Genomic DNA, 17552 nt, shown 5'->3' on the forward strand with positions numbered 1-17552 from the left:
AAAATCCGCCATGCCATCGGGGAGTTCGATGCCCGGGAGCTGCTCTGCGGAGACGTGAAGGTGAACAGCGACCTGTATGGACGTAATCCGGCCCGGCCACAGTTTCCTCATCCGCATGCTTCGGCAGTCGTAGCGGGATGCACGGTCACGGAGTCGGGCGAGCCGGAGCAGGTCAAAATCCGTCTGGTCCCGCAGATGAGGGGAGATGGGAACGGAGCGAAGCGATTCGAACTCGCTGTGTTCATCCATGAACAGGTAGATGTCCGTGCATCGGGGGTACAATCGTTCCCTCAAGCCTATCGGCTGTATAGACCCTTGCGGAAAGTCGTGAGCGAGGCGTGGACATCGCTGAAGCGTACATATATTGCATTGGGAACAAAACATCTGCAGGCGTACCTCAATGAGTACACCGTACGCCGACGACTGCGCCTGCCCGGAGCGGAAGAACCGATGTGGCAGAAGTTGTTGTACATGGGCGTGGCGATTCCGGCGATCCCTTACCGCCGACTGATCGCGCGCCAACCGGTTCAGCCTCTTGCGGCTGCGTCCTGATCACAGTGCTTGAACGAGGACATCGGAAAAATCAGCGGCAACGAGGGCCAGGGTCTTTTGTTTTTTCAGGGCTTTGCTCCGCTCCCTCCTTCTCTCTCGGTCTGATTTACATCACCTAAACGCTCTGCTTTTTCCTAAGATCGCCTCATAATCTCGAACCGATCTGCTTGCCCATAAGGCACGATAAAAAAATAATAGACCCCTTCGATTGCCCTGAATAGCGTAACAACAGGCATTTTCGTGCCTCACTTGATCCGTTATTTTCTTTAACGTGCCTAAAGTATATTTTTGGTTCCCGGTTTTCTGTTTTTCTTTACCTGATCCAATGGGATAATCGTGCAAAGCTCCCGAGCAGCGAGTTCACATGCCTTGCCACGGTCGACAGGTGGTTTGACTGTCAAGCCTTAACTTTCACAGCATGAAATCGGCAAACTTGCAAGGAGGGGATTCGAATTCCTCAGAACCCAGCAGCTAGAAGGGTTTAATTGGATTTGTGCTCTGCGAAAGTTGAGTTACAAGTTTTCAGTGGAGCTGAACAATTCCATAGCCTCAAGAAAAACTTCCGCTAAACGCGGTGATTTTCGGCAAAATAATGAAATTTTAACGGGAGAGGAATTCTGTGTGTTCCCCAATCAGGCCTATCGGCGCTATAATTAATATTTTGTTCATACCAGTGATCCTGAATGAATTCAACCGATATTGGAGGCACCTATGTCTATTTCTCTAATTGTATTTCAAGGCCCAAGCGCTTCGGGCAAAAGCACGCTTCAAGCCCTGCTCGGACTGCCCCGGGTTGTGACCTGGACATCCAGAGCGCCCCGGCCGGGTGAGGTGAGCGGGCGTGACTATCATTTTGCGACGCGGGAGCGGCTGGAGGAGATGTTCCGCAGCGGGCTGATGATCGAAATGAATGAATATAAAGGGAACTATTACGGAACTTCCATACAGTCTATTCAGGATATTATCGAGGGAGGGGCGCCCATGTCGACGGTCATGGAAGCGCAGGGAGCTGCAGCGATCAAGGCCATGTTCCCTGCACAGACGCTGCTGGTGGGCGTGTCTGTCGGCCCGGAAGAATGCAGGCGGAGGCTGCAGGAGCGTGGAGCGTCAGCGGAAGAGCTGGAGCGCCGCATGGCGGGCTTCGAGCGGGAGATTGAGCAGCTGTCCCAGTGTGATCTTATCATACGAAACTCGGATGACCGTTTGGAGAAGGCTTCCTCCATCATCGAAATCCTGCGTAAGGGGCTGCTTAATTAAGAGGCTGATAAACACGGAACAAGGGAAGGTGATAGCCTTCCCTTAATAGTTCTATTCGCTGGCCAGCCGCTCCAGCAGAGCATCGCCTTTACGGCTGATGCGTACATAGGCATAGCGGGCGTTCTGCTCGACCTCAAGTCCGGTGCCTTCGGGGACAAAATAATGTTCAATCCCATAGTAAATGGAGCCGTATCCGTTAAGCCGCCCGTTAATCACAATCTCACCGGCAGCCAGCGGTTCCCCGTCATTGTAGAAACGGCTGAACCGATGAACACCATCGCGGTCAGGTGCCAGCACCACTCTGACTTTACTGCGGCTGCCGGAATTGTCCTGCAGTTCTGCGCTTTCCGACGGAGTTGAAATCGTGTAATTCAGTACAACATAGTCTCCCTGCAGCAGAGAGCGGGGATCGACCGGAGCCAGTTCCAGCTTGACGGATGAGCTCTCTCGCAGCAGCTTCTCGCTTCCTGCGGCCTGCAGGCCGATGAAGCAGAACTGGAATACAATGACCAGAGCGATCAGCAGGGGAGCAGACCGGATGAGGGTGACGCTTGACTCTGGCTCCTGCAGCCGCTCGCGGCGAGCAATGAGGAAAGTGACCGTTAAAATCACGAGTCCAACCAGTGCCAGTGTTACCGATTTGTGAAGCAGCGTCCACAGCAGATCGTAATATTGATAGGCAATAAAGGCGAACCAGTACACAAGGCTGATCACGGCCTTACATGTCCGGTGCCTGCGAATAAAGTGAAAGACACACGAGGTGACCAAAACAAAATACAGGATGCTAGACAGAGCGTGCATGTAAACGGTCATATCCTCGAAAAAGGCTATCCATAGCAGGAAGAACAAAGTATAGAACAGAGCGTGTTCCCTGATCGGCGGGGAATCCTTACGGATTCGCGGGACAGCGGCATACAGCATTCCATTCAGCACGGCGAGAATCAGCAGAGTGATCCACAACTGCTGTCCCGGGGCGTTCAGAAGCTGCGTCAGCAGCAGACCAAGACCCAGGTTCAGCAGAGCATGGGACCAGAACAACTGCACACGTCCTGCCGTCCGCAGCCAGCCTGCGGCAAACACCAGACACAGCAGGACTGTTAATCCCCAGCGGTCCATTAGCATAATGGAGATAATTCCTGCGACGTAACCAATGGACAGTAGTGTATAGCGGATCACCGGATGTATCCGGGAGACTGCAATCATCGGGATGGTGAATACCAGTGACAAGCCATACAATGTCTGCTCAGGATCGGTCCTGCCCGAAGCCAGAAACACAAGCCCGATGAGCGAGATGCTACCTATCAGGACACCTATGATTTGAATCAATCTGCTCACAGCCCTGCTTACAATCTCGCTGCCAGGCTCGTCCTTGGCCTCCTCATCCTCAAAGGACTGTCCTTCGCTCTCCTCGAGCTTGTATGCCGTCCGATTTCCCAGCCGCTTCAGATAACGAAAGAACAGGACATTGGCCGTCAGGAGCAGCGCGACAAAGACCAGGCCCCACACATAAAAGAGAGCCGAAAAGTAGCTGAAGGCAAGCTCAATGAACTTGGTTACAACGAAAGCAGAGGCAGCGAGCGCATTGAGCGTCAGAAAGGTTTTATTCAGCGTGACCCGGATAAAGATATAAAACCCGGCCAAAATCGCAGCAGCCCAGATGAGGTTCACCAGCGTGTCCTCCATACTGTGTCCGAACACACTTGTGAGCAGCAGCAGTGAAAGATGAAATACGATAAAGCTTATGTGTTTTAACGGTGCGGATATTAACCGTCCGGTGTACGTCAGCAGGAGCACCGCCAGATTGATGGCCGCAAACAGCAGTCCAATGCACATCACAGCCCGGTCACTGTAGAAGTAGGACGAGGCTGCCGGAAAAAAATAAAACCATAAAGCCAGATGCAGCAGTATATAAGCGATCACATAAAATGGGCTGTAGCGGGTAATCCAGGCGAACAACACGGCAGGGACCGACCAGATCAGATACAGCCAAAAGCTGTCAACATGCCAGTTATACAGCTGTCCGAGCAGCGCCACAGAAGCGCCGAAGGCAATGCAGCCTGCCAGCAGAAATGTATTGGAGAGAAAGGCACGTTGTACAAACGGCCTTCGAACACGCGCCAGGGCGGCAGATATGCCGTAAAAGAGTACAAGCAGCCCGGCGGAAAGCAAAATTTTAGCGATCCTGTCCAGACCACCCCAGTTGGCGGCGAAGAAATAAATGATGGCAGCCAGAATTAGCGAGATACCGAGCAAAAATCCCGTTCTGATCATATTTAAACGGAGCATAATGGCTCACAAACCTTTCCTTGAGGTTGTTGCCTCTATTGTACCAGCCACGAAGAGTTAATCCCATTCAGCTTTGAAAATTCACCCCGATTGTATCATAATATGTTTGCAGCCGGTCTTTCTAAATTTAGTGAGGGGGGAAGTGTTGTGAGGTCTCTCAATGAACTGTTGGATAAAACAGAAGATCGTAGAAGATTTTTCATGAGGGATTCTGTTATACCTTCGGAGCCCGATACACGCCCACGTGACGAAAGCAAGCGGGAAGCAGTTTTGGCTGTAGAAATCGCGATTATAAAAGAGAAGGTGGATATGAGTCATTTTTCAAAGCCACCTAAGGAGTTGATTGAAGGATGGAGGTCTTTATTCAAGAAAGATTGCATGAAATCCTGAAAACGGCTCAAAGTATTAATCTTCCTCAATAGCCCCCTTCCATCCATTCGATGTGAGGGGGTTAAATATTTCCGGTGTTGACTCTCACGTTCCGTGAGCCCTTATAGTGTCCTGTGAAAGGAGGTGGCGAAATGCTGACAAGAGTAAAAGAGACGGCGGAGCTGGCTGGAATCAGTGTGCGCACGCTTCATCATTATGATGAGATCGGCTTGCTTGTTCCCAATACCATTACTGAATCCGGTTACCGTCTCTACTCAGAGGCAAATCTGGAGCGGCTGCAGCAGATTCTGTTTTTCAAAGAGCTTGGATTTTCGCTGGAACGGATTAAGCAGATTCTGGATAGTCCGGATTTCAACCGGGAAGAGGCGTTGGAGCTGCAGCGCAGGATGCTGCTTGAGAAGCGGAGCCGCCTGGATAAAATGATCACTATGATCGACAAGACAATACAACATGCAAAAGGGGAGATCGAAATGACGAATCGTGAGAAATTCGAAGGATTTGATTTTAGCAGTAATCCCTATGAACAGGAAGCGCGTGAGCGATGGGGAGATGATGCGGTGAATAAAGCAAATGAGACTGTGGCAGGTCTGAACAAGGAAGAGCAGACCGCTTTGGCTGAGGAGACGAATGCCATTTACCGAAAACTCGCCGTGCTCCGGGCAGGTGCCCCGGATTCTGCCGAGGCGCAGAAGGCCATTGGGGAGTGGTACAGCTTTATTACCCGGTTCGGGAATTATACCCCGGAAGCTTTTAAAGGGCTGGGCGAAATGTACGTGGAGGATGAACGTTTTCGAAACAATACTGACCGCTTCGGTGAAGGCTTAGCCGCGTTCATGCGTGATGCGATGGCTATCTATGCTGAGGGTCTTAATAAGAAGTAACAAAATGACACAACGATCGGGACCACTCATAAGTTATCGAGGATGGTCTAAGGGACGGTCCGCTAAAGCTTGTCAGTATTTTCACTGGCCTGAATACTCTGCGGGAAATCCGAAAACGACGGCGTGATAAGAAAAACCACCGGGAATAGGTTAGCAGCCATCCGGTGGTTCTTCGTCAGCAGTATGAAAATCTCACCGTGGTTGCCCACCGGCCTTTGTCTGGGATAGCCGTGATGTGTCCAGCATCGCCATGTAGACTTCTACAACTGCACATGGAGATCTTTACAATTACACATGCAACTTCGTGGGTCACTATTTATTCAGACAAAAGCAGCCATCATAGCGCCGCCTTCACCTGCTTGATATAAAAGAACCTTACAATAACAAAATAGATTACCTGAATCAGGAAGAACACGCCGAGCACGGCGGCCGACTCGCGGAACAGCGAATATGAAAACATATTCGACAGGGCCGTGAGCGCTACTGCTCCGTGAATCAATGCGACCACAATCGGCGCGAAGAAGAGCAGCGAAATCTGCCGGGTCAGCACCCGGGTCAGCTCTTTTTCACTCAGGCCCAGCTTGGAAATGGAGCGGAACTTCTCCTTATCGCCGTCCAGATCGCTGTACAGCCTGAAATAAAGAAAACTGCCCGCCGAGACAAAGAATACCACACCAACGAACAAACCGATGAACAGCAGCGGGGCATATCCCTGAATCGAAGCTCTCAGCTGGTAGTCCTTGGCGATGAAACGATATTCATCGGAATATGGGAGCAGTTCTGTCAACTTCTCTCCCGCTTCAACCGCTCCCGGCTGCCCTTCCGCACCGATCCAGACATGCAGTTGCCGGATTTCATCAGGCTGACCAAGCTGCCGATACGCTTCATCCGTCAATACAAGTGAGGCCTTGTTTTCCGGCAAAATAGTCGATGGCACCTGGCGGTCGGCGTGAAGCGTCACACCGGAAGCAAGCTTGTAGTCCGAATCAGGCTGTTGATCCGACATCACAGCGCCGGGGACCCAATATCCTACAGCCGCGGCTTCGCCCTTCTTCAGTTGAATCGGCTCCATCTGCAGCCCGTCAGCCAGCCGGTTGTATTCGGATTGGCTGATGATCAGCGTTGGCCTTTTATCACCTTTAACTTGGTAATAGGTTAGCGAAGCTTCCATGGGAACAGCCTTTACGTTCGCCTTGGACAGCTCTTGATCGATCATCTGCACCTGCCGGTCTTCTTCCGGGTTGGATGCGGTGGAATTCAGGCTGATCAGATAAGGATTACTTTTTGTCAGCGGTTCGAGCAGAACGGTTCTGAACCCGTACAGCGACCCGATCGAGCAGAAAGCGACCGTCGAAATGATGGAGACAAGGAAAAAGGTGCGCGCATTGTCCTTCATCCGGTAAGCGAGATCGGACAGCAGCAACATATTCGTTTTTCGCCAGAAGATGGACTCCCGGCCTTTCAACAATCGTATGACATAAACGCTCAGCTGGGTAAACAGCAGATAGGTGGCAACGCATACCATGATGACCACGGGGAACAGCAGTACAACCACCATCGCTCCTTTAGCCAGCAAGGACAAAGTATAGCTGACGGCCAGAAGCAGCACCACGATGAGAGAAAGCACGACAGAAGCCTTCGGCTCTCCCTTGGAAATTTTGCTCCCCTTGATCAGCGTGACCAGCTTTCCACTCCGCAGCACGGCAGAGATAAAAAACGAGATTAAAACAAACAGAATCAGAAACGAAAGCACGGTCATCTCAATGGCTTTAAGCGGGAAATAAAACGCGAGCCGGTCTTCAATATACAGAACATTTTCTCCCAGAAGAAGCACGGCTTTGGCGAATACAAGGCCCAGTCCGATCCCGCCGGCTGTGGCTGCCGAGCCAATCATCATATTCTCGAGGAAAACCATCCGGCGCAGCTGGCCGATGGACATACCCTGCAGCATCAGCAGTCCGAATTCCCGTTTCCGCGATTGCAGAAATGCGCTCATGGAATAGAGCACAAAAAAGAATGAAAATACGTAGATGATCCACTTGGAGACAGAGAGTGCATTACCTGCGCTTGAATGAACGTTTTCCGGACCGAGCATCGGGTGATAGGCAAAGATCGAAAAGGTGAAAAACACCATCACCGTGAACAGACTGCTCAGAAAATAAGCGGCATAGAGCCTTTTGTTGCGGGCGACATTGTTAAACGCGAACTGGCGAAACGTCATTGGCGTGTCCCCCTAACAGTGACAAGGTGTCGATGATTTTCTGGAAAAAGGTCTGCCGGTTGTCACCCCGGTTAATCTCGGTATACAACTTGCCGTCACGGATGAAAATGACCCGGTGGCAGTAGCTGGCCGCGACTGCGTCATGAGTAACCAGCATCATGGTGGCCCGCTGCTCAGCGTTGATTCTCTCCAGCATCTGCATCACGTCCTTGGCGGCCTTAGAGTCCAGATTGCCGGTCGGTTCATCCGCAAGCACAAGCTTGGGAGAGTGAATCATTGCCCTGGCAATGGCAGCCCGCTGAGCCTGCCCGCCTGATATTTCGTAGGTGCGTTTGTTCATAATGGCTGTAATGCCCAGCTTTTCGGCGATCGCCTGTGCCCGGACCTTCATTTCCTTCACCCCTTTGCCGTCCAGCGTTAGGGGCAGAACGATGTTCTCCTCGACCGTCAGGGTATGCAGGAGATTGAAGTCCTGAAAGACGAAGCCGAGCTCACGGCGGCGAAATTCGGCCAGCTTATTTTTGGAAAGCTTGGTGATATTCCGCCCGTCAATCAGAATTTCTCCGGTGGTTGGCTCGTCAATGGTCGCGATCATATTGAGCAGGGTTGTTTTACCGCTGCCGGACGGACCCATAATCCCGACGAACTCCCCGTCCTCGATGGTAAAGCTGATATCGGTCAAAGCGCGGTAGGCTACCTTGCCCTCATAAATTTTAGATACCTGGTTCACATTCAGCATGTGCAGATCTCCCTTCAAAATGCCTTCCTAATCTGTGACCAGTATAGTCCGCCGCTCGAAGCGTCATCTATCGATTTCCCTTTCACTTTGCTTACATGGATGTAAGGTTTGTGTCCGGACGCAGCTGGTAGGAGGAAAAAACAATGCGAACTGTCGTGCCTGTGCCAACTTGTGATTCAAGCTCAATCCGGTGCCCAAGGCGGTTTGCGGCTTCTTTGACAAGATAAAGTCCCATTCCTGTCGATTCCCGGAATCCCCGGCCGTTATCCCCCGTAAAAAATGGATCGAACACCCGCTTGATATCTGAGACGGGAATGCCGACCCCGCGGTCACAAATTTCAATGACGGCTTCCGTCCCGCGCGAATAAGAAGAGATCGTCACTTTTTCCCCTGAGCCTGCAGAGTATTTCACGGCATTGATGACGATCTGGGAAATCATGAAGAACAACCATTTCTCATCCGACTCGGCGGTGATGTCCGGCTCGATCGTAATGACCTCCGGGTATACCTGATTGCGGATGAACAGCCGTTTGTTATCATTCAGCACTTCGCTGATCATTTTGGAGAGCCATACCGCTTTAACGTGAAAATCCTGCTCGAAGGTGCGCAGCCGCGCCATGTACAGTACGGTATTGAGGCCGCTGCGCAGCTGTTCGAGCTCTTCGCGGATGCTGGCGAATTCCGGCTCGTCCACATTCTGCACGGTAAGCTCAATGACCGACAGCGGCGTCTTCATCTGATGAACCCACTGATCCATAAAGGTCAGATGCTGATCCTGCTCCCGCTTGGCCTTAATCAGCTGCTCCTGATAATGCCGGTACTGTTCGCGCAGCAGCTCCTGCAGCGCCTCGGATACAGGGGCGGTCTCCATTTTTTCAAAGGAAGCGTCCAACGATTCAAGGGGAGCGTTCAGCCGTTGAAAATAACGGCGGCGGCTGATGTAATGGTAGACCAGATAACACCCGAGCAGAAAGAAGCCCAGAAAAACGGAGTATAACGCAGGCCTCAGCTGGCGGTAGCCCTCCAGCCGATAGATGGAGAGCATCAAGGCGAACTGCACGAACTGTACGACAATGAGCAGGGCATGCTCGCGGAAAAAGAGCTTCACAGGTTCTCCCCCCCGTCCCAGGTGACGTTCAGCTTGTAACCTGTTCCTCTGACGGTCTCAACCGCTTCTTCAATACCCAGCTCCTGCAGCTTTTTGCGAACCCGTGTAATGTTGACGTTCAGCGTATTTTCGTCTACATAGGATTGATCGTCCCACAGCTTCTCCAGCAGGGCGTCCCGGCTCGATACCCTTGGATAACGCTCCATCAGGCTTTCCATAATATCCGCTTCTTTTTTGGTGAGCGTCACCTGCTCCGTTCCCAGCTTGAGTTCCAGCCTTTCCGGAAGCAGCACAAGACCCTCCACCTGCAGCACTCTCTCTTGAGGACCGGAGGCGTACTCCCCATAGGCCCGGCGCAGCTGACTGCGGATTTTGGCCATCACCACCCCGTAGTTAAAAGGCTTGGTAATATAATCGTCGCCGCCGTTTTCCAGTGCCATAATCTGATCCATCTCGCCTGCGCGCGCCGAAATGAAGAGAACCGGGCAAGTAGAGGTCAGGCGGATTTGGCGGCACCAGTAATATCCGTCGTAGCTGGGCAAATTGATATCCAGCAGCACCAGGTCTGGCTTATGCAGTTGGAACTCGTCCATCACCTGGCTAAAATCGCGTACGCGATGAACATTGTAACCATATTTGACGATATAAGATTCAAGAAGCTCCGCAAGCTTCGGGTCGTCTTCCACGATCATAATTTGCTGCATGGCGCATACTCTCCCTTAATAAGGTTTTCATAAATTTTCTCCTTGAAAACATATGACACAACGTGTACTATACATAGAGTATTTTACGAAAAATTTCATCCAATTTCATATAAACTCATATAATGTTGGGAATAAGGCCCAAAAGTTTCTACCGGACAACCACTGTAATTGTCCGACTATGAGTGAACTCGCATGCCGCATGGGGATTCAATTTGAATTTGCAGCGGCGGCTTTTTTGGGTGCTGGATCGTTCGATAGGTCCTGAACCCGGGAGGACAGGTTTCACTTGAGAGAAACAGCTCAAGGTACCTGTCCTTTTTTAATTTTCTGCAAAAGATACGGAAAAACGAAGGAGTGCACGGGAAGCATGAAAAAGCTTGAAGAGCGCATCCGGCGCGAAGGACAGATTTTATCCGATACAGTGCTGAAGGTGGATTCATTTCTGAATCATCAGGTGGATACAGGGTTTGCGCTGGAGATTGGCCGGGAGTTCGGGCGGATCTTCGCTGATGAGGGGATTACCAAGGTGTTAACTATTGAAGCGAGCGGAATTCAGTTTGCCATGGCTGCGGGCATTGCGCTGGGGGTGCCGTTTGTATATGCCAAGAAAAAGAAAGCCGTGACCCAGGGAGATGAGGTGTATTCTGCCGAGGTGTATTCGTTCACAAAACGGGAGAGCTACCAGGTTAGCATTTCGCGTAAGTATCTGGGACCGGAAGACCGCGTGCTGATTGTGGACGACTTTTTGGCGACAGGGGCGGCGCTTGTGGGGCTGACGGATATCGTGGCAGAGTCGGGTGCGGAGCTGGCCGGGGTCGGCTGCGTGATTGAGAAGAGCTTCCAGGAAGGCCGCGGCCTGCTGGAGGAGAGGGGCATTCGAGTACATTCCCTGGCGCGGATCGCAGCCATGTCGCCGGGACAGGTGCAGTTTATTGATGAAGAGTCGTTCGTCCATTAATTTCGAGGAGGCGGTTGTATGTTAAGCAAACCTAAAGTTTTCGCACTCGGATTTCAGCATGTCATGGCCATGTACGCCGGCGCGATTGCCGTGCCGTTCATTGTCGGCGGAGCGCTGGGTCTGACAGAGACACAAATCGCGTATCTTATTGCGGCCGATTTGTTCACCTGCGGTCTCGCGACCCTGCTGCAGGTACTGCGAATCAAATATTTTGGCAGCGGCCTGCCGGTGGTTCTGGGCTGTACCTTTACGGCTGTGGGACCGATCATTGCCATCGCTTCGACCTCCAATCTGGCGACAGCATACGGCGCGATTATATTATCCGGTCTGTTTGTTGTGCTGTTTGCCCCGCTGTACGGTAAGCTGCTCCGTTTCTTCCCGACCGTGGTGACAGGAACCGTTGTAACAATCATCGGTCTTACTCTGATTCCTGTTGCCATGAACAATGCCGCGGGCGGCCAGGGAAGTGCGGATTTCGGAGCCCCGCACAACCTGCTGCTGGCCTTGATTACGCTGGCCGTCATTTTGCTGTTTAACCGTTTGGGCAAAGGCTTTTTGCGCATCGTATCCGTGCTGGTCGGACTGGCCGCAGGAACGGCTGCAGGTTATTTTATGGGGATCGTTGATTTTTCAGGCGTGGGACAGGCGTCCCTGTTCAGCATCGCGCAGCCATTTTACTTCGGTGTGCCGGAGTTCAGCATTGTCGCCGTGCTTACCATGATTATCGTGAATATCGTCAGCATGGTCGAATCCACAGGCGTGTATTTGGCTGTCGGCCGCGCGACGGATCAGAAGGTGGAGCAGAAGCAGATCGTGAACGGGCTTCGTTCCGAGGGCGCGGCCATTGTGCTGGGCGGTATTTTTAATGCATTTCCTTATACGGCGTTTTCACAAAACGTGGGGCTCATCACGCTGACCCGTGTGAAGACGCGGAATGTGATCACGGCTGCGGGCATCATTATGGTGGTGCTCGGCCTGCTGCCGAAGCTGGCAGCACTTACGACCGTCATTCCCAACGCGGTGCTGGGCGGCGCCATGATCGTGATGTTTGGTTCGGTCGCCGCCTCGGGTATCTCCATTCTTTCCGAGGTTGATCTGCGCAAGGAAGGCAATCTCCTCATTGCGGCCTGCAGCATTGCTGTAGGTCTGGGATCGGCCGCTGTGCCGCAGATGTTCGATACGCTGCCGGAGTGGAGTAAAATGCTGCTGCAGAGCGGCATCGTAACCGGCTCGCTGACAGCGGTCATCCTGAATCTCATCTTCTCGGCACGGAGCGGCAGCTCCAAAGAGCAGGTATCGGACCTTCCGGGACCGCATGCTCCACAGGAAGCATAACAGGTCGATGAACATCTTGGCGTCTCTGTTTTACAGGGGCGCTTTTTGTTTTGTCATATAAAATGCTTTGGTCCCCGATTCAGAGCTGATTTTTTGACTGGAAAAATTTATGAATAATCCGTTCATTTGCAGGAAAGAGTATCCAGTGAAACCAACTAAGGAGTGGATACAGTGAATCAGAATCAAATGAAGTTTGGTGCTCATGAAACGATGGAAACCCATGAAATTTTGATGGAAAAATTAAATGCCATTACGCATTGTAATCTGTACGCCAAGCAGGCGAAAAACCCGAAGCTTCGTGACATGATTGCCCGTCATCAGCGTGATGCGATCAATTCTTATAATGAAATGGTGTCGCTGACACGGGGTGGCGGCCAGTTTGCCCCAATCTCGGCTCCTGCCCATACTCAGGGAGTTCAGCATCAGCAAATTCAATATGGCCTGGATAACCCGCCTCGTTTTGCGCCGCAGAACGATGATACGCTGAGTGATCATGAGATCGGTACGGCCATGCTGATCTGTCATAAAAACGGCGCCCGCAATGCAGCATGGGCTGCCCTCGAATGCGCTGATCCGAATCTGCGGCGTGCCATGCAGAACAGCGCGCAAGCATGCACGGATCATGCCTATGAGGTCTTCCTGTTCCTCAATGAACAGGGATTGTACCAGGTGCCGACGATGAAAACGGAGACGACTCATAACTTCCTGGGCAGCTATCAGCCTGCGACCGGCATGCAGCAGTCGCAGTATGGTGCACCAACCGGTTATTCCGCCGGAGGCTATAGCAGCGGCTTTAGCGCAGGTGGGAACGAACTCGGCAACGGTTATGGGTCTGTGACGGGTGGCGCTGCCGGCAGCCCCTATTACGGAGATGTAGGCGGCCAGGACGCTGGGCGCCCTTCCTACCCGCAGGGCGCTACTCAGACCAAAACAGGCTACTCGCCGATCTTCGGGACAACCGGACAGGGGCACCAGCAGTAACTGCACGGCCCGCCTATTACAGTCCAGGTGCTCTGCAGGAGGATTTCCCATAAGGGAGTAAACGGCAGTATTCAGCTTTGAATTGCAAAAAGATAGGACCATGAAGGACAAAAGGTCGAGAGCAGGATCAAGTTTCCCTGCTCTCGACCTTTTTTACGCAGTTAGAAATCGCTCAAAGAAATTCGGGGCCAACAGCGATTGTAGGAATGTTTCGTTCTCGGAGCGTCTTAGAAGCTGAGAAAGACGGTACACCACTCGGGTCCTGCTTCACGCTAGTCTAAAGTCCAGCTTCCAATCCGGCCGCTGGTCCGTTTGCCCGTCCCTGAAGAGAACATATAATGACCTCAATGATGAGTTGGGGTGATTATAAAATGTACTTTTATAAAAAGAGAAAGCATGAAGATCATAGTTTATATGTACTGCTGACGCATACGGGAACGCAATTTACGACACTGATCCGGCAATTTACCGCTGCTCCCTATAATCACGCGTCTCTGGCGCTGGATGCCGGATTGAACGAAATGTTCAGCTTCGGCCGCAAGCAGGCCGCCCATCCGTGGGTGGCAGGGTTTGTGCAAGAGAATGTATACGATGGGACCTTCAGCCGTTATCCGGACACGGAGTGCATCCTGCTCCGCATTCAGGTGACCCGGGACATCGTAGAGAGAGTGACTGAAACCATTGATTATTTCAGGCTGCATCAGCACAGATACAGGTATAATCTCATGGGGCTGCTGGGCGTCTTGCTCCACAAGAGCATCGAACCGGACAATGCTTACTTTTGCTCCCAGTTTGTGGCGGATGTCTTCAAGCAGAGCGGATGCCCTTTGTGGGAGCGGCCGTCAGGACTGGTTACACCGAATGATTTCCTGGTCCATCCTGCATTTGATTACGTGTATCAAGGGCCGTTGTATGACTACCCGCTGCTTGACCGGAGCAGGCTTGTACACAACAGATTTATGGACAGCACATACACGGCTGTTGAGGGAAATTACCCGGCAGAACGGCCTCCAGTTTCTGTCTAACTCCGGTAAAACAAAAACAAGCCGCCTTGACATGCAAGGCAGCCTTGTTAAATTGAAATTCTAAAAAAATGAGAACGGAGCCTCTCTGATATTTTCCTTCACGAATGGTATACTCTAAAAAGTTGAGGTTTTGCATACGAACCAGCGGAAGGAAATGATTCACATGAAAAAAATACTGTTTATCAATACAGGGGGAACGATTTCTTCTTCTTATCAGGAGCATGGCCTTACGCCGACACAGTCTGCGGAGAGCATCTTGGCCGAGATTCCGGAATTGCGGGAAATTTGTCATATTGATGCCTATAATCTGATGAGCATTGACAGCACCAATACCCAGCCGGAGGATTGGGCCGTGATGGCGCGCATGGTGCACAGGTCCCTGGATGAGTATGACGGGATTGTTATTGCGCACGGGACGGATACGATGGCGTACACGGCTTCGGCGCTCAGCTTTATGCTGGGAACGCTGCGCAAGCCGGTAGTGCTCACGGGCTCACAGGTGTCCATTCTGGCTGAAAACAGCGATTCCAAGAAAAATGTGATCGACTCTTTCCTGACGGCCTGCGGGGAAGTGGCGGGTGTATTCGTTGTCTTCAACGGTAAAATCATTAACGGCAGCCGTTCGTCCAAGATCAGAACGCGCAGCTATAACGCTTTTGAAAGCATCAACTATCCTTATATCGGACTGGTTGAGAATGGAAAGGTGAAATATACGGAGGGGCTCAAGCCTTCAACGCAGGTCGATCATCCGTACAACGACAACTATTGTGCTGAAGTGTTCCTGCTGCGGCTCATTCCGGGCACCAATCCGGGTATTTTTGACGCCATTAAGTCCTTGGGGTACAAGGGGATTGTTATTGAAGGCTTTGGGCTCGGCGGTGTACCGTTCAAGGAAAGAAGCCTGATCGATAAAATCGAGCAGCTCATGAAGGATGGCATCTCCATCGCTGTTACTACACAGTGTCCTTACGAGGGCGGAGATCTGACCATCTATGAGGTAGGGCAAAAGGTGCTGGAGAAGGGCGTCATCCCCGGCTACGATATGACTACGGAAGCGCTGGTAACCAAGATGATGTGGGCGCTGGGCCAGGCGGCCGATTCTACGGAAGCAGCGCGGATCATGGCTACCAATTATGTAAATGAGGTTACGATTCCTGCGGACCAGCAGTGATAACAATATAAGAATATGGAAAAAAGAAAGCGCCGCCGGGCTGCCGGCGGCGCTCTTTCTTTACCAGCTGGGAATGAGCCATTCCTCTCATTTGGGAAACGAACCATTCTTTTCTTATTGCTCGAATCCCCGAATTCCAGTACGTCTTCGATATGGCTTCCTTATATTGACGTTGGCGGAAACCACACATGCCTGAGGTCGACCCACCCCTGGCTGTTGAAGGTTACACCCCGTACAGAAGGCAGGTAGGCGGTTTGAACCGGCCGCTCATAGAGGATGTGCAGATGGTTTTCGCGGATCAGCAGCGCCTCCAGCCTTGCCAGCCCCTCCGCTCGGACCTGTTCGTCCCGTTCATTGCTTATTTTCCGCAGCAGCTTTTCGATATCAATGCGTGTATGCGGTTCAACATGCTCTGCGGCTGTCAAATACAAATCGAAGAGGCGAAGCTGTTCATCCCGGTCGCGGATCAGCGAGAAGAGAATCAGGTCCGACTGCAGCCGGACATCCCCCTTGAAATCCTCGACCGGTACGGAAGCTACGCTGCACGCATAACCCGCCTCCTCCAGCCGCGCTGCGATCAGGTCGGCATCCTGTCTGTACTGCGGAATTGTGGCAATTTGCAGGGAGATTGATGCTCCGCTTTCTGCCTTTCCGGCTGCACTTGAGGCAGGAGGACCATCGTCCCCACGAAGGCAGGTTATGATGCGGGCCCGCGCCTCCGGATTGCGGAGCGGTCCGTTTTTTTTCGTATTGCAGGTGACGAACTTGCGTACGGTGACATCCGAATGGATCTGGCTCCAAGCTCCCGCCTCTGTGGAAGCGGGGTTGTGGATCACGTGGAAGGGGGATGAAGAATCCTCGGAATGATCCGCCGACTCCCAGGGAACGTGGATGATTTCGACACGATCCAGATGGGGCCGGCCCTGAAAGTAATGGGAGAACACCTCCAGGCAGCAGAGACTCTCGCTCATTTCCGTCAGTCTGAAGGGCCCTGTACCGACAGGCTTCAGACCAAATTGCTGCTCTCCCAATTGATCCAGGTCCTTCGGAACGATGGCCGCCCTGCTGGTGCAGAGGAAGGGCAGGAACAGCTCGTTCGGTTCCTTCAGCTCGAGAACTACGGTGAGGGGATTAAGGGCCCTGACCGATTGGATTTGCCGGAACATAAAGCTGTACAGCGTTCTTTGCGAGGTTCGCATCATCCGCTCAAAGGTGTAGACAACATCCTCGGCTGTAAGCATTTTGCCATGATGAAACATCACTTCTTTGCGCAGATAGAAGGTCCATACGTTACGCTCGGCGTTCACCTCCCAGGCGTGGGCCAGGCCAGGCACAATGCGCTGGGTTTGGCTGTCTCTCCGGACCAGCCCGTCAAAAATGTGACTCGATACGAAGGACTCAGCCAACAGATTCATATACAGCGGGTCTACGGTGTACAGCTTCTGCCTTACCGGCAGGCGCAGCGTATCAATCTGCCGGTTGCGGCGGATTTCCGAATGGCCACCGAAGTAGGACATAATCCACCCCTGCAGCCGATCCTGCAGGCTGGCGGACGGCGCATAGGTATGAATTTGGTCCATCGCTCTCCGGATGTCGCGCCGGTTGATGGCCTGCATCATGGATTTTGCCGCGATTTCCTCCGGCTTGACCAGGAATTCCAGCAGCGAGCGGCTGCCACGGCCCCGCCGCGGCGTCCAGCGGACCCAGCCGTGCTGCGTCATTTTATTAATAATGCTGAGCGCGTTGCGATGCGTGCAGTCAAAGGTTACAGCAAGCTCATCCATGGTTACGGAAATTTTATCGCTTTCCCCGTATTGTGCCCGCAGACGCAGAAATTGGTTATACAGCTTCATCGTTTGATCGGCTCCTAAAATAGGAAGTTTGTCATCTTATTTCTTCTCTTTATCTTCTTATTTTATCACCTAGAATAGGGTGTAGAAAATA

14 protein-coding genes, 1 pseudogene and 1 riboswitch are annotated in these 17552 nt (G+C 52.1%); of the genes and pseudogenes, 9 read left to right on the forward strand and 6 right to left on the reverse strand.

Annotated elements, in window-relative coordinates:
• Both ACI1P2_RS21255 and ACI1P2_RS21260 read left to right on the forward strand, forming a co-directional pair.
• Nucleotides 1-552: pseudogene (locus ACI1P2_RS21255) on the forward strand (transposase); the annotation flags it as partial.
• A 711-nt stretch (nucleotides 553-1263) separates the two neighbouring features.
• Nucleotides 1264-1809, forward strand: a complete 546-nt coding sequence (locus ACI1P2_RS21260) for a guanylate kinase (protein ID WP_355322380.1) — start codon at nucleotides 1264-1266, stop codon at nucleotides 1807-1809.
• 51 nt (nucleotides 1810-1860) lie between these two features.
• Here ACI1P2_RS21260 and ACI1P2_RS21265 read toward each other — a convergent pair whose 3' ends face one another.
• Nucleotides 1861-4080 carry a GDYXXLXY domain-containing protein gene (locus ACI1P2_RS21265; protein ID WP_408976291.1) on the reverse strand — a complete coding sequence of 740 codons (2220 nt, stop codon included), beginning with the start codon at nucleotides 4078-4080 and terminating at the stop codon, nucleotides 1861-1863.
• Nucleotides 4081-4185: 105 nt separating this feature from the next.
• On the opposite strand from ACI1P2_RS21265, the gene ACI1P2_RS21270 reads away from it, so the two are divergent.
• Together ACI1P2_RS21270 and ACI1P2_RS21275 are read left to right on the forward strand one after the other, a co-directional pair.
• The gene (locus tag ACI1P2_RS21270) at nucleotides 4186-4485 is read left to right on the forward strand and encodes a hypothetical protein (protein WP_408976292.1); all 300 of its coding nucleotides are present in this window, start codon (nucleotides 4186-4188) and stop codon (nucleotides 4483-4485) included.
• A gap of 131 nt (nucleotides 4486-4616) precedes the next feature.
• Nucleotides 4617-5366: a MerR family transcriptional regulator gene (locus ACI1P2_RS21275; protein ID WP_355322386.1), complete on the forward strand. Its 750-nt coding sequence runs from the start codon at nucleotides 4617-4619 to the stop codon at nucleotides 5364-5366.
• Nucleotides 5367-5703: 337 nt separating this feature from the next.
• Here ACI1P2_RS21275 and ACI1P2_RS21280 read toward each other — a convergent pair whose 3' ends face one another.
• The 4 genes from ACI1P2_RS21280 to ACI1P2_RS21295 all read right to left on the reverse strand — a co-directional run bounded on the left by ACI1P2_RS21280 (nucleotide 5704) and on the right by ACI1P2_RS21295 (nucleotide 10138).
• Nucleotides 5704-7587 carry an ABC transporter permease gene (locus tag ACI1P2_RS21280; protein WP_355322388.1) on the reverse strand — a complete coding sequence of 628 codons (1884 nt, stop codon included), beginning with the start codon at nucleotides 7585-7587 and terminating at the stop codon, nucleotides 5704-5706.
• The gene (locus ACI1P2_RS21285) at nucleotides 7562-8326 is read right to left on the reverse strand and encodes an ABC transporter ATP-binding protein (RefSeq protein ID WP_355322390.1); all 765 of its coding nucleotides are present in this window, start codon (nucleotides 8324-8326) and stop codon (nucleotides 7562-7564) included. Before ACI1P2_RS21285 ends, ACI1P2_RS21280 begins: the two co-directional genes overlap by 26 nt.
• A 91-nt stretch (nucleotides 8327-8417) precedes the next feature.
• Nucleotides 8418-9434, reverse strand: a complete 1017-nt coding sequence (locus ACI1P2_RS21290) for a sensor histidine kinase (RefSeq protein ID WP_355322392.1) — start codon at nucleotides 9432-9434, stop codon at nucleotides 8418-8420.
• The gene (locus tag ACI1P2_RS21295) at nucleotides 9431-10138 is read right to left on the reverse strand and encodes a response regulator transcription factor (RefSeq protein ID WP_355322394.1); all 708 of its coding nucleotides are present in this window, start codon (nucleotides 10136-10138) and stop codon (nucleotides 9431-9433) included. The genes ACI1P2_RS21290 and ACI1P2_RS21295 overlap by 4 nt, the downstream gene beginning before the upstream one ends.
• Nucleotides 10139-10233: 95 nt before the next feature.
• A riboswitch (purine riboswitch) is annotated at nucleotides 10234-10337 on the forward strand.
• A 168-nt stretch (nucleotides 10338-10505) separates the two neighbouring features.
• Between ACI1P2_RS21295 and ACI1P2_RS21300 the strand changes: the two genes are divergently transcribed.
• From ACI1P2_RS21300 to ACI1P2_RS21320, 5 genes are all read left to right on the forward strand, one after another.
• Entirely contained in the window at nucleotides 10506-11096 is a 591-nt protein-coding gene (locus tag ACI1P2_RS21300) for a xanthine phosphoribosyltransferase (RefSeq protein WP_355322396.1), read from the forward strand.
• A gap of 18 nt (nucleotides 11097-11114) precedes the next feature.
• A complete protein-coding gene (locus tag ACI1P2_RS21305; protein ID WP_355322398.1) occupies nucleotides 11115-12431 on the forward strand; it encodes a nucleobase:cation symporter-2 family protein in 1317 nt (438 codons plus the stop codon).
• A gap of 171 nt (nucleotides 12432-12602) precedes the next feature.
• Entirely contained in the window at nucleotides 12603-13412 is an 810-nt protein-coding gene (locus tag ACI1P2_RS21310; RefSeq protein WP_355322400.1) for a spore coat protein, read from the forward strand.
• 371 nt (nucleotides 13413-13783) lie between these two features.
• A complete protein-coding gene (locus ACI1P2_RS21315; protein WP_355322402.1) occupies nucleotides 13784-14437 on the forward strand; it encodes a hypothetical protein in 654 nt (217 codons plus the stop codon).
• A gap of 163 nt (nucleotides 14438-14600) precedes the next feature.
• The gene (locus ACI1P2_RS21320; protein WP_355322404.1) at nucleotides 14601-15608 is read left to right on the forward strand and encodes an asparaginase; all 1008 of its coding nucleotides are present in this window, start codon (nucleotides 14601-14603) and stop codon (nucleotides 15606-15608) included.
• A 161-nt stretch (nucleotides 15609-15769) separates the two neighbouring features.
• On the opposite strand, the gene ACI1P2_RS21325 is transcribed toward ACI1P2_RS21320, so the two are convergent.
• Entirely contained in the window at nucleotides 15770-17461 is a 1692-nt protein-coding gene (locus ACI1P2_RS21325; protein ID WP_355322406.1) for an ABC transporter substrate-binding protein, read from the reverse strand.
• Nucleotides 17462-17552: the final 91 nt, after the last annotated feature.

The organism is Paenibacillus jiangxiensis (assembly GCF_046098255.1).
In the GTDB taxonomy this organism is placed as follows: Bacteria; Bacillota; Bacilli; order Paenibacillales; family Paenibacillaceae; genus Paenibacillus; species Paenibacillus jiagnxiensis.

Bases quoted from the DNA above. Each gene is read 5' to 3' on its own strand.
- ACI1P2_RS21320 (WP_355322404.1), top strand. From the start codon at position 14,601: ATGAAAAAAATACTGTTTATCAATACAGGGGGAACGATTTCTTCTTCT.
- ACI1P2_RS21275 (WP_355322386.1), top strand. From the start codon at position 4,617: ATGCTGACAAGAGTAAAAGAGACGGCGGAGCTGGCTGGAATCAGTGTG.
- ACI1P2_RS21305 (WP_355322398.1), top strand. From the start codon at position 11,115: ATGTTAAGCAAACCTAAAGTTTTCGCACTCGGATTTCAGCATGTCATG.
- ACI1P2_RS21265 (WP_408976291.1), bottom strand. From the start codon at position 4,080: ATGATCAGAACGGGATTTTTGCTCGGTATCTCGCTAATTCTGGCTGCC.
- ACI1P2_RS21260 (WP_355322380.1), top strand. From the start codon at position 1,264: ATGTCTATTTCTCTAATTGTATTTCAAGGCCCAAGCGCTTCGGGCAAA.
- ACI1P2_RS21295 (WP_355322394.1), bottom strand. From the start codon at position 10,138: ATGCAGCAAATTATGATCGTGGAAGACGACCCGAAGCTTGCGGAGCTT.
- ACI1P2_RS21315 (WP_355322402.1), top strand. From the start codon at position 13,784: ATGTACTTTTATAAAAAGAGAAAGCATGAAGATCATAGTTTATATGTA.
- ACI1P2_RS21280 (WP_355322388.1), bottom strand. From the start codon at position 7,587: ATGACGTTTCGCCAGTTCGCGTTTAACAATGTCGCCCGCAACAAAAGG.
- ACI1P2_RS21285 (WP_355322390.1), bottom strand. From the start codon at position 8,326: ATGCTGAATGTGAACCAGGTATCTAAAATTTATGAGGGCAAGGTAGCC.
- ACI1P2_RS21325 (WP_355322406.1), bottom strand. From the start codon at position 17,461: ATGAAGCTGTATAACCAATTTCTGCGTCTGCGGGCACAATACGGGGAA.
- ACI1P2_RS21300 (WP_355322396.1), top strand. From the start codon at position 10,506: ATGAAAAAGCTTGAAGAGCGCATCCGGCGCGAAGGACAGATTTTATCC.